Below are 21,342 nucleotides of genomic sequence, written 5' to 3'. Positions count from 1 at the left end.
CCCGCCGGTCAGCCGGTGGGGACACCGCCGTCCCGGGTCTGCGGGTCGAGCAGCCCCAGCCGGTGCGCGACCGCTGCCGCCTCGATCCGGTTCGCCACGTCCAGCTTGGCGATGATCCGCGACACGTGCACGCTCGCCGTCTTCGGCGAGATGTAGAGTCGCTCGGCGATCCGGCTGTTGCTGTGCCCCTCCGCGACGAGCCGCAGCACCTCCCGCTCCCGGGCGGTGAGCAGGTCGGTGCCGGGCGCCGCGCCGGGCCCGGCCCGCAACCCGAGCCGCCGGGCCAGCGTCGCCGCCTGCTCCCCCAGCGGTACGGCCGCCAACTCACCCGCGATCGCCGCCGACTCATCGATCGCGCCCGCTGCCAGCGTCCGGTCCCCGGTCGCGGCCGCCGCCTCGGCCAGCCGGAGCAGCGCCCGGCCGAGCGGATACCGCTGGCCGTCCACCCGCCACGCCGCCACCGTCTCCTGCCAGCACGGCACCGCCCCGACCGGGTCGGCGAGGGTCGCCGCCACCTGGGCCGCGTACGCCCGCTCGGCCGGATAGCGGACGGCGATCCCGTCGGCAGCCGACCGTACCCGCCCGGCGAGTTCCCGGTTCCCGGCCGCGACGGCGGCCCGGGCGGCGGCGGCCAGCGCCGGCCAGGCGTACCGGGGGTCGGTGTCGAGCCGGCGGGCGAGCAGGGCCCGGGCGGCCTCCACCGCCACCGTGACGTCCCCGGCTGCCAGTGCCGCCTCGACCCGCAGCTCGTACAGCGGCAGCTCCAGCGGCAGGAACGGCCGGCGGAGGAAGCCCAATGCCCGGGCGACCAGCTCGTCGGCACCCGCCTGGCCACGGGCCAGCCGCAGCCCGGCCCGCAACTGCAACCAGTGGTAGCCGGTGATGCCGGGCAGGTCGAGCCGGGCCGCCTGCCCGCACAACTCGTCGGCCTCGTCCCAGCGACCGAGCGCGATCAGCGCCTCGGCCTGGTTGGAGAGCAGGAAGGCACCGGTGGACCGGCTGATCCCGACCCGCCTCGCCTCGGCGTACCCGGCGGCGGCCGCCTCGGCGGACTCGGCGTACCGGCCGACCTCGCAGAGCGCGTCGGAGCTGACCACCAGCGCGGTCACCAGGGCGGACGGGTCGCCCGCGGCCCGGGCCAGGTTGACCGCGCGGCGCAGATCGGCCAGCCCGACGTCGGCCGAAACCTGGCGGCTGCACACCCAGCCGGCGGCGAGCGTCGCGCTCAGCACGGCGTCCTCGTCGGCGAGTGCGGTCGCGGCGGCCACCGCCTCGGCGGCCATCCGGCCTCCCTCGTCCCGGTCCACCCGGGCGACCTGGAAGGCGATGTCGGCGAGCAGCCGCACCCGCTGCGGATCGCCGTTGATCTCGGCGACCAGCGCGTACGCCGCGCGCAGGTCCTCGGCACCGTCGGACTTGCCGAGGATCCGGAGCAGCCGGCCGCGCAGCAGCCGCACCCTGGCCGTCCGGACCGGTTCGGCCGAACCGTCCAGTTCGGTCAGCATGGCCCGGGTCAGCGTGAGCGCCCGGCTGTAGTCGCCGGCGGTCGAGGTCGCCGAGAGGGTCGCCTCCAGCACGGCCAGGTGGTTGCGGCCGAGCCGCTGCTCCGCGTCCGGCACCTGCTCCCAGAGTTCGAGTACCCGCTCCAGCAGCCGCCCCTGCTCGGCGTACGCGTACCGGGAGCCGGCCGCCTCGGCGGCGGCCCAGGCCGCGGTCAGCGCCCTGGGGTAGTCGTGTGCCGCGTACCAGTGGTGGGCCAGCTCGGCCGGGACCCGGCCGTCGGCGACGAGCTGCGGCGCCGCCTCGATCGCGGCCGCGTACCGGGCGTGCAGCCGGGCGTGCTCGCCAGGCAGCAGATCCTCGTGTACGGCCTCCCGGACCAGTGCGTGCCGGAACTCGTAGCCGCCGTCCGGATCGGCGACCACGAGCTGGGCCGCGACGGCGGCCCGGAGCGCCTCCTCCAGCTCGGTCTCCGGCACCCCGGCGACCTCGGCGAGCAGTTCGTGGGCGATCCGGGTGCCGCCGGCCCCGGCGATCCGGAGCACCCGCTGGGCCGGCTCTGGCAGCCGGTCGACCCGGGCCAGCAGCAGGTCGCGCAGGGTGTCCGGCAGGTCGGCACAGCCGCTCGGGTCGCTGGCCGCGGCGAGTTCCTCGACGAAGAACGGATTGCCCTGGGTCCGGTCGTGGATGGTGTCGATGGCCCGGTCGCTGGGCTCGAAGCCGAACAGGTCGGCCAGCACCTGGCCGGTACCCTCCCGGTCGAGCCGGTCCAGTTCCAGCCGCTCGACGCCCCGGGCCCGGTCCAGTTCGGCCAAAAACGGGCGGAGCGGATGCCCCCGGTGCAGCTCGTCCGAGCGGTAGGTGCAGATCAGCAGTACCCGGGCCGGCCGGACCGCGCGGGCCAGGAAGGCGATCAGGTCCCGGGTCGACCGGTCGGCCCAGTGCAGGTCCTCGATCACCAGCACCAGCGGGCGTTCGGCGGCGAGCCGGGTGAAGAGCCCGGCGACCAGCTCGAAGAGGTAGCCCCGGTGCGGGTCCAGGGAGAGCCCCGGCCCGTCCGGGGCGGTGCGGGTGTCGGCACCGGCCGGCACCGGCGCGAGCCGGTCCAGCTCGGGCAGCAGCCGGGCGAACTCCCGCTCGTACCCCTGGAAGGCCGCCGCACCGTCGCGGCGCAGCACCTGGCGGAGTGCGGCGGCGAACGGCGCGAACGGCAGGCCCTGCTCACCGAGTTCCAGGCACTGGCCGACGAGGAGCTGGTTGCCGCCGGCGACGGCGCCCCGGCCGAACTCCTCGATCAGCCGGCTCTTGCCGACGCCGGCCTCACCGCCCACCAGCAGCGCGATCGGCTCGTCGGCCCGGACCCGCTTGAGCGCGTCGCGCAGGACGGCGAGTTCGGACTGACGGCCGACGAGCACGCTGCTGGCGGCACGAGTGGTCACGGAATCGAGAATGCCACGGCGGGCGGGATCCCCGAAGATCCGAGGTCCCGCCCCGGCGCCGCCCGGCGGACCGGGACCCCCGACGGGCGGCGCCGGCCGCCCGGGTAGTCCGGTGGGCCCGGCGTGAGCGCCGGGCGGTTCAGGTGGGAAAAGGTTCACTCGGCGGCCGGTGCCTGGGACGCGGCGGTGTCGAGCCGGCGTCTCCGCGCGGCCCGGGTCGGGTCCCGCCGGAGGCCTCGGACCACCGAGCGGGCCAGCCGTGCCGCGTCGGCCTCGGCCCGCAGCTCGTCGGCGTGGGTACGGTGCAGGGTGAGCAGGAAGTGCGCGTCGGTGCTGAACATCGCTGAGCTCCATTTCGGTCCGGTTCTCGTCGCTGATGTCCACTCTTCGCCGGAAGGCACCCCGGGCGCATTGGTGCGCCGCCTCATGTCTGCTGTGCCGGCCTCCTTACTTCCGCCCCGTTACGACGCCGCGCCCCCGTAAGGTCCTTACCCGGCCGGTCCGGCGCCCGCCCCCTCGAAGGCGATGTCGCCCCGCGGTGGGCTCGGGGCCGGGGCCCGGCCGGGGATCGGGCGGGCGGCCCCGGCCCACTAGACTCCGTTGCATGGCAAAGGCGCAGGAGAAGGTGTCGTTCGGCCAGCGGCTGAAGCAGATCGGGATGGTGTTCTCGTTCACCGCCAAACGCGACAAGTGGTTCGTGCCGCTCGGCGCCGTCGCGGTGCTGGTCCCGCTCGCGCTCACCGTGGTCGCGGTCATGGCCTGGGGCTGGCTGTGGCTGCCGATCGGCATCCTGCTCGCGCTGCTCGCCCTGCTGATCGTGCTCAACCTGCGCTCCAACCGGGCGATGATGAACGCGGCCGAGGGGCAGCCGGGGGCGGCGGCCTCGATCCTGGAGAGCATGCGGGGCGACTGGCGGGTAACGCCGGCGGTCAGCTCCACCACCCAGATGGACATGGTGCACCTGGTCGTCGGCAAGCCCGGGGTGATCCTGCTCGGCGAGGGCAACCCGCAGCGGACCCGCAGCCTGCTCGGCCAGGAGAAGCGGCGGCTCGCCAAGGTGATCGGCACCGCCCCGCTCTACGACTACCTGATCGGCCAGGGCGACGACGAACTGTCGATCCGCAAGCTGCGTACGACCCTGTTGCGGCTGCCGCCGAACCTCAAGGGCAAGGACGTGAACGCCCTCGACAAGCGGCTCAAGGCGCTCTCTGCGGCCCGGCCGCAGCTGCCGAAGGGCGCGATCCCGAAGAACATGCGCCCGCCCAAGGGGGCCTTCCGGCAGATGCGCGGCCGGTAACCCGGGTCACGACGTGCAGGCCCGGCTGGCCGAGGACGGCAACACCGGCTGAGCCGGGGCGAGCCGGTCGGCGACCTGCCGCAGCATCGCCGCCGTGCTCCGCCGGAACCGGCCCGGGTCGCTGCCCGGGATCGACTTCCGGTCCGGCCGGACCGGTGCGTCCGGCCGGGCGGACATGACGTGCCGCTCGGTCGCACCGAGCGCGAGGTGGTAGCCGACGGGATCCATGTTCACTTCCTTTCGACGGGACCGGTCGAGGCGCGGACGACCAGGTCGGTGGGGAGTAGCACCTGACGGGCGGCGGGGTCCTCGGGCGGATCCAGCAGCAGCCGGCCGGCGATCGCGCCCTTCTCCACCGCCGGCTGCCGGATCGTGGTGAGCCCGGCGGCGGCGGCCTCCGGGATGTCGTCGAAGCCGGTGACCGAGACGTCCCGGCCGGGTCGCAGACCCCGGGCGGCGAGCGCGTCGAGCACCCCGAGTGCCAGCAGGTCGGTCACGGCCAGCACCGCCGTGGGCCGGTCCGCGCGATCCAGCGCGTACGCCGCCGCGCCCGCCCCATCGGCCCGGCTGTTCGCGCCGGCGCTGCAGAGCAGCAGGTCCTGCCAGCCGACGCCGCCCTCGGCCAGCCCCTCGGCGAAGCCCCGCAGCCGCTCGCGGGTGACGTCGTAACGGATCTCGGCCGGGTCGGCGACGCTGACCGGACCGGTCCGGCGCTGCGCGACCAGGAAGTCGGAGACCACCGCGACGCGGCGGTGACCGAGCCGGGCGAGGTGACTGCCGACGGTACGGGCGGCGGCGGCCTCGTCGATCCCCACGTACATGGTGTCCGGCTCCGCCCCCGCCGGGCGTTCGGCGGCGACGGTCGGCAGGCCACGGGACCGGGTCACGTCCAGCGCTCCGTGCCAGGCCGGTACGCAGTAGACGCAGAACCCGTCGACCGCCGCGTTCCGGACCGCCTGGATGCCGGCCTCCTCCTCCGACTCGGAGAGCGGGACCAGCAGCAGCCCGCTGCCGTACCGCTCGGCGGTCTCGGCGATGCCCCGGAGGAACTGCACCGCGTACGGGTCGGTGAAGGCGTACGAGAGTGCCGAGGTGAAGAGCACGCCGATCGCACCGACCCGGCCCCGGCGCAGCGATCGTGCCGTCGGGTCCGGCCCCGGATAGCCCAACCGGCGGGCCGCCTCGTGAATCTTCTCCCGCAGCGCGGGTGACAACTGGTCCGGCCGGCTGTACGCGTTGGAGACCGTGCTGCGGGAGACGCCCACGGCGTCGGCCACGGTCTGCAGTGTCGGCTTCACCGGTCCACCTTCTGTATCGATCCAGTAGACCTTCTGAATCGATACAGTACGCTCGTCCAGCGCGATGCGCCAGAGGAAATCCCGGGATGGTTTCCGACGAACCCGCAGTGCGCCGGGACGAAGTCTGTCGATCGACTCGGAGCCCCCAGCCGATCCGGTTCGACAGCCCTCAGCAGGCCAGGGCAGCGCCCTCGGCCGGTCCGGTTCAGGGCCCTCAGCAGGCCGGCTCGGAGCCTTCAGCCGGGCGATTCGGCGGGCTTCAGCGTGCCGGTTCGGAGCCGGCGGGGCCCGTCGGCGGCATCGGCACCACGATCGAGCCAGCCGCCCGGTCGTGTAGGCCACGGTTGCGGTCGTCCATGATCACGGCCGGGATCACCAGCCCGAGCAGGGCACCCCGGAGCAGCGCGCGAAGGATGCCGATCCGGCCACCGTCGGCGTACCCGACACATCTGAGCCGGCACACCCGCATGCCCGGGGTCTGCGCGAAGAGGCCGACGAAGAAGCCGTAGACGACGATCAGCGTGAGGACCGGAGCCCAACTGTCGGCGATCGGGTCGGCGTAGAGGTTGGTGGCGAGCAGGCAGAGGATCCAGTCGATGCTCAGCGCACCGAACCGACGCGCCAGGCTCGGCGGCCGGCTGGTCGGGTCGGCCGCCGGCGCGAGCGGAGCGCCGCTGTTCTGCTGTGCTGCCATGGTCAACCAGGGTATCGGCCGACGGCGATCACCCTCCGCCAGGCTCCGCCGACCGGGACGCCGGTCACTCCGGACGCCGGCCCGGCGGCACCTCCCGCCAGCTCCACCGACGCCTCCGGCGACCGGTACGCCCGGCTCGCCGGCAGCCCTGTGCCGACCACGTCCACCCAGGTCGAAACGCGGCAAACTCGGCTAACCGACCAAACCGGAGTATCATCCCGGAGTAGACCCGAGGCGTCCACCTGCGGGGATCACGCTCCGCAGACGACGTAACACGGCAGAAACATCAGAGACATGCTCGGGCAATCGCATGGCCATAGCGTCGCCACCAGCCTAGCCATCAGTGGACGTGCCAGGAGGACGTGTGTTCGCCAACCCCGAGGAACTCCTGCGATACCTCAAAAACGAGGACGTACGGTTCGTCGATGTTCGTTTTTGTGACCTGCCCGGCGTGATGCAGCACTTCAACCTGCCGGTCGAGTCGTTCGACGAATCCGTCTTCACCGACGGTCTCGCCTTCGACGGATCGTCGATCCGTGGCTTCCAGGCGATCCACGAGTCGGACATGCTGCTGCTCCCCGACGTCGCCACCGCCTTCATCGACCCCTTCCGGGCGAACAAGACGCTGGCGCTGAACTTCTTCATCCACGACCCGTTCACCCGCGAGGCGTACTCCCGGGACCCGCGCAACGTGGCGAAGAAGGCGGAGGCCTACCTGGCGGCCAGCGGCATCGCCGACACCGCGTACTTCGGCCCGGAGGCCGAGTTCTACATCTTCGACTCCGTCCGGCACGAGACCTCGGCACACCAGGCCTTCTACTACATCGACTCGATCGAGGGCGCCTGGAACACCGGTCGCGAGGAGGAGGGCGGCAACCGGGGTTACAAGACCCCCTACAAGGGTGGCTACTTCCCGGTACCGCCGGTCGACCACTACGCCGACCTGCGCGACCAGATCGTCCAGCGGCTGCTCGGCGCCGGCTTCACCGTGGAACGCTCGCACCACGAAGTGGGCACCGCCGGCCAGGCTGAGATCAACTACAGGTTCTCCACCCTGCTGCACGCGGGCGACCAGCTCCAGCTCTTCAAGTACATCGTCAAGAACACCGCCTGGGCGAACGGCAAGACCGCGACCTTCATGCCCAAGCCGCTCTTCGGGGACAACGGCTCCGGCATGCACACCCACCAGAGCCTCTGGCTGAACGGCGAGCCGCTGTTCTACGACGAGACGGGCTACGCCGGCCTCTCCGACACCGCCCGCTGGTACATCGGCGGTCTGCTGCACCACGCCCCGTCACTGCTGGCCTTCACCAACCCGACGGTCAACTCGTACCGCCGGCTGGTCCCGGGCTTCGAGGCCCCGGTCAACCTGGTCTACTCGCAGCGGAACCGGTCCGCCTGCACCCGCATCCCGGTCACCGGCAGCAACGCCAAGGCGAAGCGGGTCGAGTTCCGGGTACCGGACCCGTCGGCCAACGTCTACCTGGCGTTCTCGGCGATGATGATGGCCGGTCTGGACGGCATCAAGAGCAAGATCGAGCCGCCGGAGCCGATCGACAAGGACCTCTACGACCTCCCGCCGGAGGAGTGGGGCTCGGTCAAGCAGGTGCCCGGCTCGCTGCCCGAGGTGCTCGACTCGCTGGAGGCCGACCACGACTTCCTGCTGGAGGGTGGCGTCTTCACCCCCGACCTGATCTCCACCTGGGTCGAGTGGAAGCGCACCAACGAGGTGGACCCGGTCCGACTGCGGCCGACCCCGCACGAGTTCGCCATGTACTTCGACGTCTAGGACCAACCGCCGGCCCTGGGTCGTGCCACCCGCACGGCCCAGGGCACAGCCGACACAGGCACGTTGGGCGCGCCGTCGACCACCCCCGCCAGGGGCTCGGTCAGCGGCGCGCCGCACTGTCTCCAGGTCCGGAAATGCCGATTCCGACGCCGGGCAGGACGACCGCTGCGGCGGCTCCGGTGATCCAGGTCAACGGCGACCGGCCGGTGGGCTGAGCGGGACGACCGTACGTCCGCGCTCGGACGGTCGGGGACCACTCATGCTGTCAGTGCCGCACTGTCCCGCCGCCTACCTGTCTCGACGGTCACCGACGCCGGTCGGAGCGCCGTCGCCGACGCATGGTGCCCGGCCGGCACCGGGGCGACGCAGTGCCGGACACAGCGGACGGGTCGATTACCGGCCCAAGCCCTCGGGTTCGCGAATTCTGAAGCTTCCTCGAACACGAACCTGAGTGCGGGGGGCCGTGATGAGGGTAGTGGTCTGCTTCAGTTCCGGAACCCGGGCCGTGGTGGCTCTGTCGGCGGGTCTGGCGTCGAGTCGTCAGGGAATCCCGAACCCGCATGGGAACGGGCAGCCGCGAGGAACGCTCTAGGCACCGTCACGATAGGGATCGCGGGCTGCGAGCATGTCCGCGAGCGCGACGCCGCGACGGACGGCCAGTCGGCGGCGCTGGCGTACCTGCGCGCTGGTACGCGGCCGGAATTTGGGCTCGCGCCCGCAGCCGCACGTCTCGAACCCTTCGTAGCGCAGTCCTGCGGCAAGCACCGCCGCCACGGCTGCCCAAGCGGAGGTGTCCCGGCGTCTGGGAGCGGCGAAATCGTGGCCGGCGAGCACCATGGGTGCGCGGCATTGCGGACACGGATGGGCCACCCCGTCCCACGGCTGCTTGCTGCTGCGCCGGCACGGCACGCACACGTAATGGACCTTGTATGAGGTCTCGGAGTACCGGCACATGCGGTCAGGATAACTGCCCGTCGCTGCAGGGTCGGTCGTACCTACTTCGGCGATGAGTCAGTTGTCGCTGCGGAGATGGGCGTGCAGATGCATGTCGTGGCGGCCGTCGGAATGGACGGCCTCGCTGGGTGTGATCCCTTCCAGTGGGAATCGCGCCTTCGAGGCGACCCGGCAGAAGGCGTCGTTGCGGGTGGAGTGGGTCAGATGCAGCCGGCGGAAGCCGGCCTCGCCAAGTACCCAGGCGGTGACGGCCGTCAGCGCGCGGGGAGCCACGCCTGCGCGGGCGGCGGGGAGCAGCAGTAGCCGCATTCGATAACTTCGTCACCGTTATAGCTCGGCAACCGATATGCTCCCCGCATGATCACACCCGTTCCGCTGCGGGAACCGACGTTCCTGATCCTCACCGCCCTCGCCCGGGAGCCGATGCACGGCTACGGCATCGTCACCGAGGTCGCTGCGCTCTCCGACGGCCGGCTGACGCTGCGGCCCGGCACCCTCTACGGCGCTCTCGACCGGCTCACCGACGAGGGCCTGGTCGAGCCGGACCGGGAGGAGATCGTCGGCGGGCGGCTCCGCCGCTACTACCGGCTCACCGAGACCGGCGGCAGCGTGCTCGCCGCCGAGACCGAGCGGTTGCGCCGCAACGTCGAGGCGGCGAGCCGGCGCCTCCGGGACCGCGCCGCCGGCACCACGCCGGGCTCCGCCGCAGCGGCATGCGGCTCCGGCGTCCGTCCCGCCTCGGCCGTCCGGCTCGCCGGGGGTCCGGCATGACCCGGCAGCCCGAGCCGACCGACCGGCCCGACGAGGGCACGAAGACCGACCGGCCCACAGAGGCCATCGGGACCGACCAGCCCGCAGAGGGTACGGGGACCGACCCGGCCGCGACATCAACACCGCTGGAGCGCCGATACCGCCGCCTGCTGCACGCCTATCCGGCCGGATACCGGGCGGCCCGGGGCGACGAGTTGGTCGGGACGTACCTCGAATTGGCCGGGGCGGGGCGGAGCTGGCCCTCCCCGGCCGACGCAGGGGACGTGCTGCGCGGCGGGTTGCGCCAGCGGCTCCGCGAGCAGGGCGCGTCGGAACTGGTCGCCGGCCTGCCGATCGCCGCCGTCGGCGCGCTGGCCACCCTGACCGCGCTCGCGGCATTCCTGCTCTACCAGGTCGAGTTCACTACGCTGCCCGACGGCGTCGTGCTGACCGGGATGGTCGGCCCTGCGCAGACCCTCGGCGTGTTCGTCTGGGCCGGCTGGCTGCTGGCCGGACTGGCCACGGCGGTGCTACGAGCCCGCTGGGCCCGCCGGACCGTCGGCGGCGCCGTGCTGCTCACCCTTGCCACGCCGCTGGTGTCCCTGCTGACCGGGCTGGCCCGGCCGCCGCTGTTCGTGCTCCTGCCGGTGCTCGCGCTCGGCCTGACCGCGCTGGCGCTGCCCGGCCGGCCCGGCTGGACGGGCCGGATTCCGCCGGTGCTCGGGGCGCTGGCCGGCACCATCGTGGCCCTGCTCTTCCGTCTCGCCGAGGCCGGTGGGATCTGGTTCACCGGCTACCACTCAACCTCGGAAATCCTGAGCATGACCGGTGGGCTGGTCCTCGGATTGGCCCTGGCCATCGCGCTCCTCCGGGCGACCCTCGGCGACGGCGACGGTCTCTGGGCCTTCCTGCTGCTGCTCACCCCGGCCAGCCTGCTCGGGATCCGGCAGGTCGCCGAGGCGTACTGGTCGCAGGTGGACTTCCCGGCGCTCGCCACGACGGCCGTCGCGCTCGCCCTGCTCGGGCTGGGGACGCTGCTCGCGGTGATCGCCGCACGGGGCGTCCGGCACCGGGCGACCCGGCAGGCGCCGGCCGCCGGGCCGTGTCCGATGTGTGGGCACGTCGCCGAGGTCGACGGGCGACCCGGCACCGCGACCCCGGGCACCGTCACATGACCGGCCCCACCGTCACATGACCGGCCCCACCGTCACATGATGGGGTCCACCGTCATCCCATCGGGTCCGTCATCACCTGATCCGGTTTGCCCCTCATCCGATTGGGGTTGCGGACCGACCGGGCCCGGCGGGGTCGGCGCGGTCGCGGGGCTCAGGCCGGTGGGGGTGCGAGCCGGGCGGTCAGTTCGCGTACCACCTCGACCAGCAGATCGACCTCCGCCTCGGTGGTCCGCCAGTTCACGATCGCCGGACGGAGCGCGACCCTGCCGTCGTAGACGGTGGTGCCGGCGAAGACCCGGCCGTCGTCGAGCAGGGCCGCACCGAGCCGTCGGTTGAAATCGTCGAGTTCCTCCGGCGGCACGTGCCCGGGGGCGGCCCGGAAGCAGACGATGCAGAGCGGCACCTCGGCCAGCCGTTCCAGGTCGGGTGCCTCGTCCACCAGCCGGGCGAGGCGCTGGGCCAGGTCGAGCTGCCGCTCCACCATCGCCCGGTGGCCCTCCCTCCCGTACGCGGCCAGGGTCGCCCAGATCGGCATCGACCGCGCCCGGCGGGACGACTCCGGCCCGTGCAGGGCGTAGTCAACCGGCCCGGGCTGCCCGGACCACAGTGGACTTCCCGGCCCCGGCAGGTACGTCGTGCCGGGCATCCCGAAGGCGACCGGCAACCGGGCCGGCTCGCGGAGGAACGCGAACCCGCTCTCGTACGGCACGTTGAGCCACTTGTGCCCGTCACAGGCGATCGAGTCGGCCCGCTCGATCCCGCGTACCAGCCCGGCGGTGCGGGGCGAAAGCGCGGCGAACAGCCCGAAGGCGCCGTCCACGTGCAACCAGGCACCGTACCGCTCGGCGATGTCGGCGAGTACGTCGACCGGGTCGAAGTCGCCCGCGTTCACCTCACCGGCGTTGGCGATCAGCACCGCCGGCCCGTCCAGCTCGGCGAGGCGCCGCTCGATCGCCGCCAGGTCGACCCGGCCCACCCGGTCCCGGGCGTACACCTCGACGGTGTCCCGGCCGTGGCCGAGCATCTGCAACGCCTTTCGGGCGCTGGCGTGCACGTAGCCGCCGGAGAGCACCGGCATCCGGGGCAGCGTGACCAGCCCGTCCGCCGCCACGTCCACGCCGTGCTGCTCGGCCCACCAGTGCGTGGCCACGGCCAGCGAGGTGAAATTCGCGAAGGTGGCGCTGGCGACGAGTGCCCCGCCGTACCGGTCGGGCAGCCCGAACAGCTCGCGCAGCCAGCGCAGCGCGATCGCCTCCAGCTCCGCGGCAAGCGGGGAGGAGGCCCGGAAGGCGGCGTTCTGGTCGAGCAGGGCGGCGGTCCAGTCACCGGCGAGCGCGGCCGGGGTGGCACCGCCGACGACGAAGTGGAAGAAGCGTGGCCCGGAGGAGTGGATCGCGGTGGCGGTGCCGATCCGGAGCAGCCGGTCCAGGGCGGCTGCCGAACCGACTCCCCGCTCGGGCAGCCCGCCGGCCAGGCCCGCCCCGCCTCCCAGGCCCGCACCGCCGGTCAGGCCCGCACCGCCGGCCGGGCCGCCGTCACCCGTCGCGCCGCCCGGCGTCGTACCGGCTGGGAACCCGCCGTCGGCGGTGGGCCGGTCGGGCTCGGTCAGTCCGGAGAGTTCGGCCAGGAGCGCCTCGGTAGCCCGGTCGTGCACGGGACGGTCGGCGAGCGAGTCGAGGTACGGGCCGGCGGCCGCGTACACCTGGTGCAGCACCGCCGCCGCCGAGTCCCGGTCGTGTAACGGGTCGCCCACGCGCTCCTCCTCTGCTCGCGGGCGCACACGGCCTGTGGCGCACCGACCACCCCGGCCGGCACCCGGGGCCGGTCCCACCCTGCCACCTTCGCGTCCCGTGGCGGCAGGGCCAATTGCCCGCCGGTGGTCGCGCCGCCGCCACGCCGTCGGCTAACCGACTCGCCGAGAGCGGTCGGTGAGCATCGACGCCGAGTAGGATTCCCCGACGCTGTTTGTGCCGCCACCCTTCGGAGGTCAACAGATGTCCCTGATCGAGGCTGCGGCAACGAGCCTCGGCAAGGCAGTGGCCACGCACGCGGCGAGGGAATGGCTCGCCGTCCGCCGGGAGCGGGCCGACAGCGGGGCCGAGCTGTCCGAGCTGCTAGCGCTGAGCTTCCGGGACAAGTTCCTCCGACGCAAGATCGAGCTCCAGCTCAAGAGCGTCGCCGCCGACATCGCCGAACGCGCCGAGCGGATGTTCGAAGCGGACAACGCGGCGGTACCGGAGCACGAGGCGGCGGCGGCGCTCCACGTCGTCGCCCGTACCTTCGGCCCGGAGGCCCGGACCGACGAGGCGCTGTTCGCCGTCGACGCCGACCCGGCAGCGATGGTGGAGCGGCTGCGCCCGGCGCTCGCCGCCAACGCCGAGTCGGCCGGGCTCGGCGACGCGGCGGAACGGCTGGCCGGACGGGTACTCACGGACTGCGTCCACTGCTACGTGCAGATGGTCCGTCACCTGCCCACGTTCACCAACCGGGCCGGTCAGGAAACCCTCAGCCGGCTGTCCCGGATCTCGATCGACGTCGCCGAGATCCTGGCCCGGCAGCCCGTGCCGCGCGCCGACGGCCCCGCGCCGGACGATGGCGCCTTCATCGCCCGCTACCTGGCGTTCGTCTCGACCCACTACGACCAGCTCGAACTGTTCGGTGTCGACGTCCGCAACTACACCGCGGAGACGACGCTGAGCATCGCGTACCTGAGTCTGGCCGTCGGCGATCTGGACGGCGCCCGACCGGCCCGGCGGCCCTCGCATCCCCGGGGCCGGGTACGCGGATCGTTCATCCGGAGCGGCAAGGACGACGACCACGACGAGCAGACCGGACTGCGGGTGGAGGCGGCGTTGGGGCGCAGCCGCCGGATCCTGGTGCGCGGTGAGGCCGGCTCCGGAAAGAGTACGCTGCTGCGCTGGTTGGCGATCACCGCCGCTCGGAAGGGATTCAGCGGGGAGCTACAGGACTGGAACGGGCGGACACCCTTCCTGGTGAAGCTGCGCAGCTACGCGGATCGACCGCTGCCGTCGGTCGGGGCGCTGCTCGGCGACGACATCGCGCAGTTCGCCACCGAGGTGCCGGCCGGGCTGGTCGAACGAATCTTCGCCGCCGGCCGGGCACTGCTGCTGGTGGACGGGGTCGACGAACTGATCCGGGCCCAGCGCACGGTGGTACGCCAGTGGCTGCGCCGGATCCTCGACCGGCATCCGGACGTGATCGTGGTGGTGACCTCCCGTCCCACCGGCGCGTCCGCCCGTTGGCTGACCAACGACGGGTTCCTCGCGGTGATGCTGGAGCGGATGAGCCCGGCCGACATCGTCGAGTTCGTCCGGCGCTGGCACCGCGCCATCGGCGGCGCCCGGCACCTGCCGTGCGACCCGACGGAACTGCCCCGCTACGAGCGCAGGCTGCTCGCCCGGCTGGACGCGAACCATCACCTGCGCGGACTGGCCACCAATCCGCTGATGTGCGCGATGCTCTGCGCGCTGAACCTCGACCGGGGCGACGACCTGCCGCACGACCGGATCAGCCTCTACCGGGCGGCCCTGGAGATGCTGCTCGAACGGCGGGACATCGCCCGGAACGTGCCGTCCTACCAGCGGGTTGGGCTGGGTGCGCAGCACGCCATGTCGCTGTTGCAGGACCTCGCCTGGCGGCTCACCCTGGGCAACCAGTCCGAACTCGACACCGGGCAGGCCCGGGAGCACGTACGCCGGAAACTGACCACGATGCCGAAGGTGACCGCCGAGCCGGAGGACGTCTTCGAGCACCTGCTCGACCGCAGCGGCGTGTTGAAGGACGTGGCCGAGGACCGGATCTCGTTCGTGCACCGGACCTTCCAGGAGTACCTGGCGGCGCAGGAGGTCGCCGAGGAGAACTACGTCGACGTACTGGTCGAGCACGCCACTCGGGACATGTGGCGGGAGACCGTGGTGATGACCGCCGGCCTGGCCAACAGCGAGTACCGGCAGCGGCTGGTCAACCGGCTGCTCGACCGGGCCGAGTCGAGTCCGCCCCGCCGCGCCCGGTGGCTCCGGCTGCTCGCCGGGGCCTGCGTGGAGACCGCCCCGGCGCTGTCGGTGCGTACCCTCGACCGGATCGACGCCAACCTGGCCGAGTTGGTGCCACCGCGCAGTTCGGCGGAGGCCCGGTCGCTGTCACTGGCCGGTGAGCGCATCCTCCGGCTGCTCCCCGACGACCTCGGCACGCTGTCCGAGGGGGTCGCCGCCGCGACCGTGGAGATGGTCGCCTTCGTCGGCGGGCCGGCGGCGTTGCGCAAGCTCGGCCGGTACGGCCAGGACACCCGGCGCCGGGTGAGGGACGCCCTGATCCAGGTCGCCACTCACTTCGAGCCCGACGAGTACGGCCGGCTCGTCCTCGCCGACTCACCCCTGTACGACGGCTGGATTTCCGCGGACGAATGGACCGCCCCGATGCTGCGCCACCTGCGCCACCTGCGCGACGTGGAGATCCTGGCGGACGACCCCGGGCAGGCCGTCCGGAACCTGCCCCGGGTACGGACGCTCAGCCTGCACAGCCGCCGCCTGCCCAACACGGACCCGCCGATCGACCTGGACTTCCTGCGGAACCAGCCCGACCTGGAGCAGCTGATATCTTTCTACCCCTGCAACCCGGCACAGCTTCCGGCCACCATGCCCCGGCTCAGGACGCTCAGCCTCTGGCTCGGCGGCAGCTCCACTCCGATATCCGAGCTGAGCTGGGTCACCCGGTTTCCCCGGCTCACCAGGCTCAGCCTGCAAGCACTCAAGCGCAATCCCCGCAGCTACCGGCCGCTGGCCGAACTGCCGGAGCTGTCCAGCCTCGAACTCAGCTCCTCCAGCGCGCCGAGGTTTCTCGGCAACACGAGCTTTCTGGGCCGCCTGCCTGCGCTGACCGAGTTGCAACTCAACGGCTGCGCCGATCCGGCGGTGTTGGACCGGATCGCCACCTTCCAGCAGGGGCTGCGGACGCTCCGGCTCATGTGGTTGAAGGTGCCGACCGTGGATCTCGCGGCGATAGCCCCCCCTGCCGCTGACCCTCCTCGACCTGGACTCCTGCGCGGCGCCGCTCGACCTCCGGCCGCTACAGGGGCATGCCACCCTCAAGGCGCTCGACCTGCGCAACCGGGTTCAGCCGGTCGACCTCGCACCGCTGGCCGGCCTTCCGGAGTTGACCGACCTCTACCTGCACGACGTCCCGGAATTGGATCTCGGGCCGCTGGCCGGAAACCACCGGCTCACGGTATGGGCAACGACCGGACAGTCGTTCCACAATGCCGGCGGGGTGCAGATCCGATGGCATTGAGCGGGCGGCCCGCGACGATCAGCCCGGACAGCGCGGGCCGGCGCCGGTCAGGCTGCCCGTGATCGAGTAACGGCCGGGCCGGGTCACCCGGAGCGCCGTCCAGTCACCGTACCGGGCCAGGCAGGCGCCGGCGCCGCCCTCGACCCGGAGCCATCTCGACCAGCGCAGCCGGACCAGGGTCTCCCCGGCGGCCGGTACGTCGACCGCCAGCTCCGCCGACGTCGCCCGCACCAGTTCCGCACCCGGGGTGCCCGGCCCCGGCCCCTCGGCACCGTCCGGTGGGTCGCCGCCCGGCACCGCGCCCGACCCGACAGCCTCCACCATGGACGGCGAGTCGGTCACCGCGTACAGCGTCCAGTCCGGGTGCTGCCAGATCGGGGTTAGGTACGACAGCCCGCCCCGGATCAGTTCCGCCTCCCGGCGGCCGACCCAGGACGGCTCCGCCCCGGCCAGCGCGACGTACCGGACGCCGTTGTCCCGCAGCCAGTGGCCGTATGACTCGACGTCGACGCTGCCGTCCAGAAAGAGCCGGTTGTGTGCCTGGTCGGCCTGGCGCAGCCAGCCCCGAGCCAGCGGCGCGACCTCCGGCACGTACGCCGCCTCCCAGTAGTTCGCCGTCGGCACCACCTCGATCCGGCCGGGCGGCCGTCGGGTCAACTCGGTCAGCAAGGGCTGGAAGTAGCTCCGGGACGCCGTCGGGTCGCCGGCCGCCCGCAGGTCCGCCAGCGACACCGGCGGCTCCACCACCGCGACCAGCGCCACGATCGCGGCCAGCGCGGGACCGGCCGCCCGCCGGGACCAGCCTCGGAGGTGCCGCCACATGTCGGGGGCTACCCCGGTGGAGTGGCCCCGGGCGGGTCCGGCCGGCAGCGTCCCGTAGCCCACCAGCACCGGCAGCGCGAACATCGCGGCCAGCCGGGTGGCGTTCAACCCGACCGGGGTCCGAAGCGCGAACGCCGCCAGCACCCCGAGGGTGGCCAGCACGGCACCGATCCGCAGCGCGCGCCTCGGCAGCAGGAGCGCGACCAGCAGACTCGCCGCTGCCGACGTCAGCGTGTCGACGAGACTGATGTTCATCCAGCCGCCCGCCCCGAAGCCGAAACCCAGCCCGGCCACCGGCACCCCTGCCCCCACCGCCAGCACCGCCCCGTCGGCCACTCCCGGCCGCCACCGAGCCCGGCCCCCGCCCTCCTCACCCCGCCCACCGCCGACGGACGACGCCGCCGGCGAAGGCGACGACGGCGGCAACGCAGCCGACCCCGGAAGCCGGGCTGACGACGCCGACAACGGGGCCGACTCCGGCTGCGGAGTCGACGACGCCGGATGAAGAGCCGACGGCACCGGAAGAGATGCGGCCAGGGCCAGCGCCACTCCGGCGAGACCGACGAAGAGTCCGGCGACCGGGCTCGCCGCGCCGGCCAGCGCGGCCGCGACCCCGGCCGCCAGCCACCGCAGCCCCGGCCGGGCCGAGGTGGTCAGGGCCAGCAGGGCGAGCAGCCCGAAGGCCACCCCGATCGCGTAGGTGATCCGGCCGGAGACCAGGTTGCCGGCGACGCAGGCGGCGCCGACCAGCCCGCCGAGCAGCGGCCGGCGGGCACCGGTCCGCACCATCAGCAGCGCCAGCGCCGCCGCCGAGCCGAGCAGCGCGAGCGCACCGGCCAGCCGGGGGCCGAGCGCGTCGGCGCCGAGCCAGTGCATCAGCGGCGGCGTGAACAGGCTGTAGCCGTACGGGGAGATGCCCGCGTACCAGCCGAGGTCGAGCGGGGCGGATCCGTGCCGGCCGAAGAAGTTGGCCCGGGCGACCTGCGCGGACAGGTCGGTGCCGAGCGGCGGGGCGAGTAGGAAGGCGACCGCCAGCACCCCGGCCAGGCCGACCGCGCCGGACAGGACCCGGGTGACCCGGCGGCGGTCAGGCATCGAGTACGCGCTCCGCCGCCGCCCGGCACCGCCGCGCCGTACGGAGGTACTGGTCCAGGAACTCGCCCGGGTCGTGGCCGCCGAGCAGGCGTACCACGCCGGCCAGTTCCACACCGTGCCGGGGCAACTGGTCGCCGGCCCGGCCGCGTACCAGCATCAGCGCGTTGCGTACCTGGGCGGCCATGCTCCACCCGGTGGCCATCGCGGCGGCGTCGGCACCGTCGATCACCCCGGCCTCCCGGGCCGCGGCCAGCGCGTCGAGGGTACGCGTGCAGCGCAGCTCGGGGAGCCGGCCGGCGTGCCGGAGCTGGCTGAGCTGCACCGCCCACTCCACGTCGGCCAGCCCGCCCCGACCCAGTTTGGTGTGCGTGGCCGGGTCGGCGCCCCGGGGCAGCCGTTCGGTCTCCACCCGGGCCTTGATCCGGCGGATCTCCACCACCTGTTCCCGGCTCAGTCCCCGCTCCGGATAGCGCACCGGATCGGCGACCGCCTCGAACTCGCGGCCGAGATCGGCATCGCCGCAGACGTACCGGGCCCGCAGCAGCGCCTGCGCCTCCCAGACCTTCGACCAACGGGCGTAGTACTGCGCGTACGCGCCGAGGCTGCGGACCAGCGGTCCCTGCCGCCCCTCGGGGCGCAGGTCGGCGTCGACCCCGAGTGGCGGGTCGGCGGCGGGCATGCCGAGCAGCCGGCGCATCTCCTCGGCGATCGCCCGGGCCGCCGCACTGGCCGCGTCATCGGCCACCCCGGGCGGCTGGTCGTAGACGAAGAGCACGTCGGCGTCGGAGAGGTAGTTCATCTCGTACCCGCCGAGCCGGCCCACGCCGATCACCGCGAACCGCAGTCCGGGCATCGCCGGCTGGGTCGCCTGGGCCACCCGCAGCGCCGCCCCCAGGGTGGCGTCGGTGACGGCGGAGAGCGCCGCTCCGACGGTGAGCACGTCGGAGTCGCCGACGACGCCGGCCGGGACCGGCTCCGGGCCGACCGTCCCGGCCACCCCGGTCGGACCGACCGGGGCCAGCGACCCCGCCCGGTACAGCACGTCGGCGCAGGCGATCCGGACCAGTTCCCGGCCGCGCAGCGCCCGGACCGACCGGATCGCCTCGGTCGGGTCGGCCGGTCGCGGCCCCCGGCCGAGGAGATAGCGGTCGGCGGCGGCGGCGAATCCGTCCCGGAGCACGTCGGTGTCCCGGGGAGTCAGTTCGGCGTCGTCGGCGAGCAGCCGGAGCGCCTCCGGATCCCGGGCCAGCAGGTCGGCGACGTAGCGGGAGACCGCCAGGGTACGGGCCAGGCGGCGGGCCACCGGCCCCTCGTCGCGGAGCAGCCGCAGATACCACGGGGTGCCGCCGAGCTTGTCGGAGACCTGCCGGTAGTTGAGCAGCCCCCGGTCCGGTTCGGGCGCGTCGGCAAATTCCTGGAGCAGCACCGGCAGCAGGGTGCGCTGGATCGCCGAGGTCCGGGTCACCCCGCCGGTCAGCGCCTCCAGGTGTCGCAGCGCCCGGGTCGGGTCGGCGAAGCCGAGGATCTCCAGCCGGTTCCGGGCCGCCTCCGGGGTGAGCCGCAGCCCGTCCGCCGGCACCCGGGCGACCGCCTCCAGCAGCGGCCGGTAGAGCAGTTTGGCGTGCAGTCGGCGTACCTCGGTGGCGTGGCCGACCCAGTCGGCCCGGAACGCCTCGACGGCGTCCCGGCCGGGCAGCGCGGTGTAGCCGAGCGCGTGGGCCAGCCAGCGCAGCGCCGGCCGGTCCGCCGGCACGGTGTGGGTACGCCGCAGTCCCTGCAACTGGAGCCGGTGCTCGACCCCCCGGAGGAACCGGTACCCGCGCAGCAGCGCCTCGCCGTCGGCCCGCCCGACGTAGCCGCCGGCGACCAGGGCCCGCAGCGCCGGAATGGTGCCCGGGGCCCGCAGCGACTCGTCGACCCGGCCGTGCACGAGCTGGAGGAGCTGCACCGCGAACTCGATGTCCCGCAGCCCGCCCGGCCCGCGCTTGATCTCCCGCTCCAGCTCGCGCGGCGGGATGTTGTCAATGATCTTGCGACGCATCGCCCGGACATCCTCGACCGCCTCCGGCCGTTCGGCCGCCCGCCAGACCAGCGGGGCGAGCGCGTCGATCCACTCCTGGGCCAGCGCGGCGTCCCCGGCGGCCGGGCGGGCCTTGAGCAGCGCCTGGAACTCCCAGGTCCGGGCCCAGCGGCGGTAGTAGGCGAGGTGGCTGGCGAGGGTACGCACCAGCGGCCCCCGGTTGCCCTCGGGCCGCAGCGCCGCGTCCACCGGCCAGGCCACCAGTCCGCAGATCTGGATCAGGCGGGTCGCCACCCGGGTGGCGGCCGCCAGGTCCTCGTCGGCGGCGGCCACGAAGATGACGTCGACGTCGGAGACGTAGTTCAGCTCGTTGCCGCCGCACTTACCCATCGCCACCACCGCCAGCCGGGGCACCGGGGTCCCCTCCGGCAGCTCGCCGACCGCGATACCGTACGCGTCGGCCAGGGTGGCGTCGGCCAGCGCCGACAGCGCCGCCATGGTCTGCTCCAGGCCGCGCCCGCCGGTCAGGTCGGCCGCCGCGATCCGCAGCAGGGCCAGCCGGTACGCCTGGCGCAGCGCCGCCACCACCGGCCGCGGCCCGGATCCGCCGTCCGGTCCGGTTCCGTCACCCGCCCCGGTGGAGTCCGGGTGCAGCAGCCCCTCGGCGTTCGGCGGCAGCCCGTCGGCTCCGGTACGCAGTGCCCGCCACTGCTCGGGGTTGGCCACCAGGTGGTCGCCGAGCGCGGACGAGGCACCCAGGATGGCAACCACCCGCCGGCACAGCCCCGGATCGGCGTGCAGAGCGGCGAGCAGCGTCTCGCCACCGTCCTCCGTCACCGGGGCGGCACCCGCCGTCGAGCCGGCCGGGGCGGCAACGCGGCGTTCCGCCTCGACGATCCGGTGCAGTTGGCGCAGCGCGAGGTCCGGGTCGGCGGCCCGGGAGAGCGCGGTGAGCAGTTCGCCGGCCGGTCCGTCGACCGGCTCCTGGGTGTCGGCGTCCCACAGCCCGAGCCCGTCCGGCCCGAGCAGGTCGGCGGCCCGGCCGACCCCGTCGCCGCCGGCCCGTTCCCCGTCGCCCACGCCGAAGCCGTACCGGGCGAGCCGGCCGGCCGCGCTGGTCGGTCTGCTCATCGACGGCGGCCCCCGGTCTCCCTCATCGGCGGCAGCTCCCGGTCCCTGTCATCGGCAGCAGCTCCCGGTCT

At 73.6% G+C, this 21,342-nt stretch carries 15 protein-coding genes; 5 read left to right on the top strand and 10 right to left on the bottom strand.

The window, feature by feature from the left end:
* Positions 1-8: 8 nt before the first annotated feature.
* Entirely contained in the window at positions 9-2,939 is a 2,931-nt protein-coding gene (locus R6Y94_RS03560) for a helix-turn-helix transcriptional regulator (protein WP_318394293.1), read from the bottom strand.
* Positions 2,940-3,094: 155 nt separating this feature from the next.
* The gene (locus R6Y94_RS03555; protein ID WP_318394292.1) at positions 3,095-3,280 is read right to left on the bottom strand and encodes a hypothetical protein; all 186 of its coding nucleotides are present in this window, start codon (positions 3,278-3,280) and stop codon (positions 3,095-3,097) included.
* Between the two features lie 263 nt (positions 3,281-3,543).
* Here R6Y94_RS03555 and R6Y94_RS03550 point away from each other — a divergent pair, with 263 nt between their 5' ends.
* Positions 3,544-4,236 (top strand): DUF4191 domain-containing protein, encoded by a 693-nt coding sequence (locus R6Y94_RS03550; RefSeq protein ID WP_318394291.1) that lies wholly within the window; start codon positions 3,544-3,546, stop codon positions 4,234-4,236.
* A gap of 6 nt (positions 4,237-4,242) precedes the next feature.
* Here R6Y94_RS03550 and R6Y94_RS03545 read toward each other — a convergent pair whose 3' ends face one another.
* The 3 genes from R6Y94_RS03545 to R6Y94_RS03535 all read right to left on the bottom strand — a co-directional run bounded on the left by R6Y94_RS03545 (position 4,243) and on the right by R6Y94_RS03535 (position 6,228).
* Complete coding sequence (locus R6Y94_RS03545; RefSeq protein ID WP_318394290.1) at positions 4,243-4,464, bottom strand: hypothetical protein; 222 nt, start codon at positions 4,462-4,464, stop codon at positions 4,243-4,245.
* 2 nt (positions 4,465-4,466) lie between these two features.
* Positions 4,467-5,534 carry a LacI family DNA-binding transcriptional regulator gene (locus R6Y94_RS03540; RefSeq protein ID WP_318394289.1) on the bottom strand — a complete coding sequence of 356 codons (1,068 nt, stop codon included), beginning with the start codon at positions 5,532-5,534 and terminating at the stop codon, positions 4,467-4,469.
* Positions 5,535-5,793: 259 nt separating this feature from the next.
* Positions 5,794-6,228 (bottom strand): RDD family protein, encoded by a 435-nt coding sequence (locus tag R6Y94_RS03535; protein ID WP_318394288.1) that lies wholly within the window; start codon positions 6,226-6,228, stop codon positions 5,794-5,796.
* 364 nt (positions 6,229-6,592) lie between these two features.
* Here R6Y94_RS03535 and glnA point away from each other — a divergent pair, with 364 nt between their 5' ends.
* The gene (gene glnA / locus R6Y94_RS03530) at positions 6,593-8,017 is read left to right on the top strand and encodes a type I glutamate--ammonia ligase (RefSeq protein ID WP_318394287.1); all 1,425 of its coding nucleotides are present in this window, start codon (positions 6,593-6,595) and stop codon (positions 8,015-8,017) included.
* Between the two features lie 588 nt (positions 8,018-8,605).
* Here the strand turns inward: glnA and R6Y94_RS03525 are convergent.
* Positions 8,606-8,971 (bottom strand): hypothetical protein, encoded by a 366-nt coding sequence (locus R6Y94_RS03525; protein ID WP_318394286.1) that lies wholly within the window; start codon positions 8,969-8,971, stop codon positions 8,606-8,608.
* 57 nt (positions 8,972-9,028) lie between these two features.
* Positions 9,029-9,280 carry a GNAT family protein gene (locus tag R6Y94_RS03520; protein WP_318394285.1) on the bottom strand — a complete coding sequence of 84 codons (252 nt, stop codon included), beginning with the start codon at positions 9,278-9,280 and terminating at the stop codon, positions 9,029-9,031.
* 48 nt (positions 9,281-9,328) lie between these two features.
* Between R6Y94_RS03520 and R6Y94_RS03515 the strand changes: the two genes are divergently transcribed.
* A complete protein-coding gene (locus R6Y94_RS03515; RefSeq protein WP_318394284.1) occupies positions 9,329-9,742 on the top strand; it encodes a PadR family transcriptional regulator in 414 nt (137 codons plus the stop codon).
* A complete protein-coding gene (locus tag R6Y94_RS03510; RefSeq protein ID WP_318394283.1) occupies positions 9,739-10,896 on the top strand; it encodes a GlsB/YeaQ/YmgE family stress response membrane protein in 1,158 nt (385 codons plus the stop codon). The genes R6Y94_RS03515 and R6Y94_RS03510 overlap by 4 nt, the downstream gene beginning before the upstream one ends.
* A gap of 151 nt (positions 10,897-11,047) precedes the next feature.
* On the opposite strand, the gene R6Y94_RS03505 is transcribed toward R6Y94_RS03510, so the two are convergent.
* Positions 11,048-12,649, bottom strand: a complete 1,602-nt coding sequence (locus tag R6Y94_RS03505) for a pyridoxal phosphate-dependent decarboxylase family protein (RefSeq protein ID WP_318394282.1) — start codon at positions 12,647-12,649, stop codon at positions 11,048-11,050.
* Positions 12,650-12,890: 241 nt separating this feature from the next.
* Here R6Y94_RS03505 and R6Y94_RS03500 point away from each other — a divergent pair, with 241 nt between their 5' ends.
* Complete coding sequence (locus R6Y94_RS03500) at positions 12,891-16,265, top strand: NACHT domain-containing protein (RefSeq protein WP_318394281.1); 3,375 nt, start codon at positions 12,891-12,893, stop codon at positions 16,263-16,265.
* Here R6Y94_RS03500 and R6Y94_RS03495 read toward each other — a convergent pair.
* Entirely contained in the window at positions 16,222-18,120 is a 1,899-nt protein-coding gene (locus tag R6Y94_RS03495) for a hypothetical protein (RefSeq protein WP_318394280.1), read from the bottom strand. The genes R6Y94_RS03500 and R6Y94_RS03495 overlap by 44 nt on opposite strands.
* A complete protein-coding gene (locus tag R6Y94_RS03490; protein WP_318394279.1) occupies positions 18,113-21,271 on the bottom strand; it encodes a bifunctional [glutamine synthetase] adenylyltransferase/[glutamine synthetase]-adenylyl-L-tyrosine phosphorylase in 3,159 nt (1,052 codons plus the stop codon). The genes R6Y94_RS03495 and R6Y94_RS03490 overlap by 8 nt, the downstream gene beginning before the upstream one ends.
* Positions 21,272-21,342: the final 71 nt, after the last annotated feature.

The organism is Plantactinospora sp. KLBMP9567 (genome assembly GCF_033446045.1).
In the GTDB taxonomy this organism is placed as follows: domain Bacteria; phylum Actinomycetota; class Actinomycetes; order Mycobacteriales; family Micromonosporaceae; genus Plantactinospora.
The sequence above is the reverse complement of the archived record's forward strand: the minus strand, read 5'-3'. Positions and strand labels throughout refer to the sequence as shown.

What these genes read in the sequence shown, in the direction of transcription:
- R6Y94_RS03525 (WP_318394286.1), bottom strand. Translation starts at nt 8,971, where the DNA reads ATGTGCCGGTACTCCGAGACCTCATACAAGGTCCATTACGTGTGCGTG.
- R6Y94_RS03535 (WP_318394288.1), bottom strand. Translation starts at nt 6,228, where the DNA reads ATGGCAGCACAGCAGAACAGCGGCGCTCCGCTCGCGCCGGCGGCCGAC.
- R6Y94_RS03520 (WP_318394285.1), bottom strand. Translation starts at nt 9,280, where the DNA reads ATGCGGCTACTGCTGCTCCCCGCCGCCCGCGCAGGCGTGGCTCCCCGC.
- R6Y94_RS03550 (WP_318394291.1), top strand. Translation starts at nt 3,544, where the DNA reads ATGGCAAAGGCGCAGGAGAAGGTGTCGTTCGGCCAGCGGCTGAAGCAG.
- R6Y94_RS03495 (WP_318394280.1), bottom strand. Translation starts at nt 18,120, where the DNA reads ATGCCTGACCGCCGCCGGGTCACCCGGGTCCTGTCCGGCGCGGTCGGC.
- R6Y94_RS03490 (WP_318394279.1), bottom strand. Translation starts at nt 21,271, where the DNA reads ATGAGCAGACCGACCAGCGCGGCCGGCCGGCTCGCCCGGTACGGCTTC.
- R6Y94_RS03500 (WP_318394281.1), top strand. Translation starts at nt 12,891, where the DNA reads ATGTCCCTGATCGAGGCTGCGGCAACGAGCCTCGGCAAGGCAGTGGCC.
- R6Y94_RS03545 (WP_318394290.1), bottom strand. Translation starts at nt 4,464, where the DNA reads ATGGATCCCGTCGGCTACCACCTCGCGCTCGGTGCGACCGAGCGGCAC.
- R6Y94_RS03510 (WP_318394283.1), top strand. Translation starts at nt 9,739, where the DNA reads ATGACCCGGCAGCCCGAGCCGACCGACCGGCCCGACGAGGGCACGAAG.
- R6Y94_RS03515 (WP_318394284.1), top strand. Translation starts at nt 9,329, where the DNA reads ATGATCACACCCGTTCCGCTGCGGGAACCGACGTTCCTGATCCTCACC.
- R6Y94_RS03555 (WP_318394292.1), bottom strand. Translation starts at nt 3,280, where the DNA reads ATGTTCAGCACCGACGCGCACTTCCTGCTCACCCTGCACCGTACCCAC.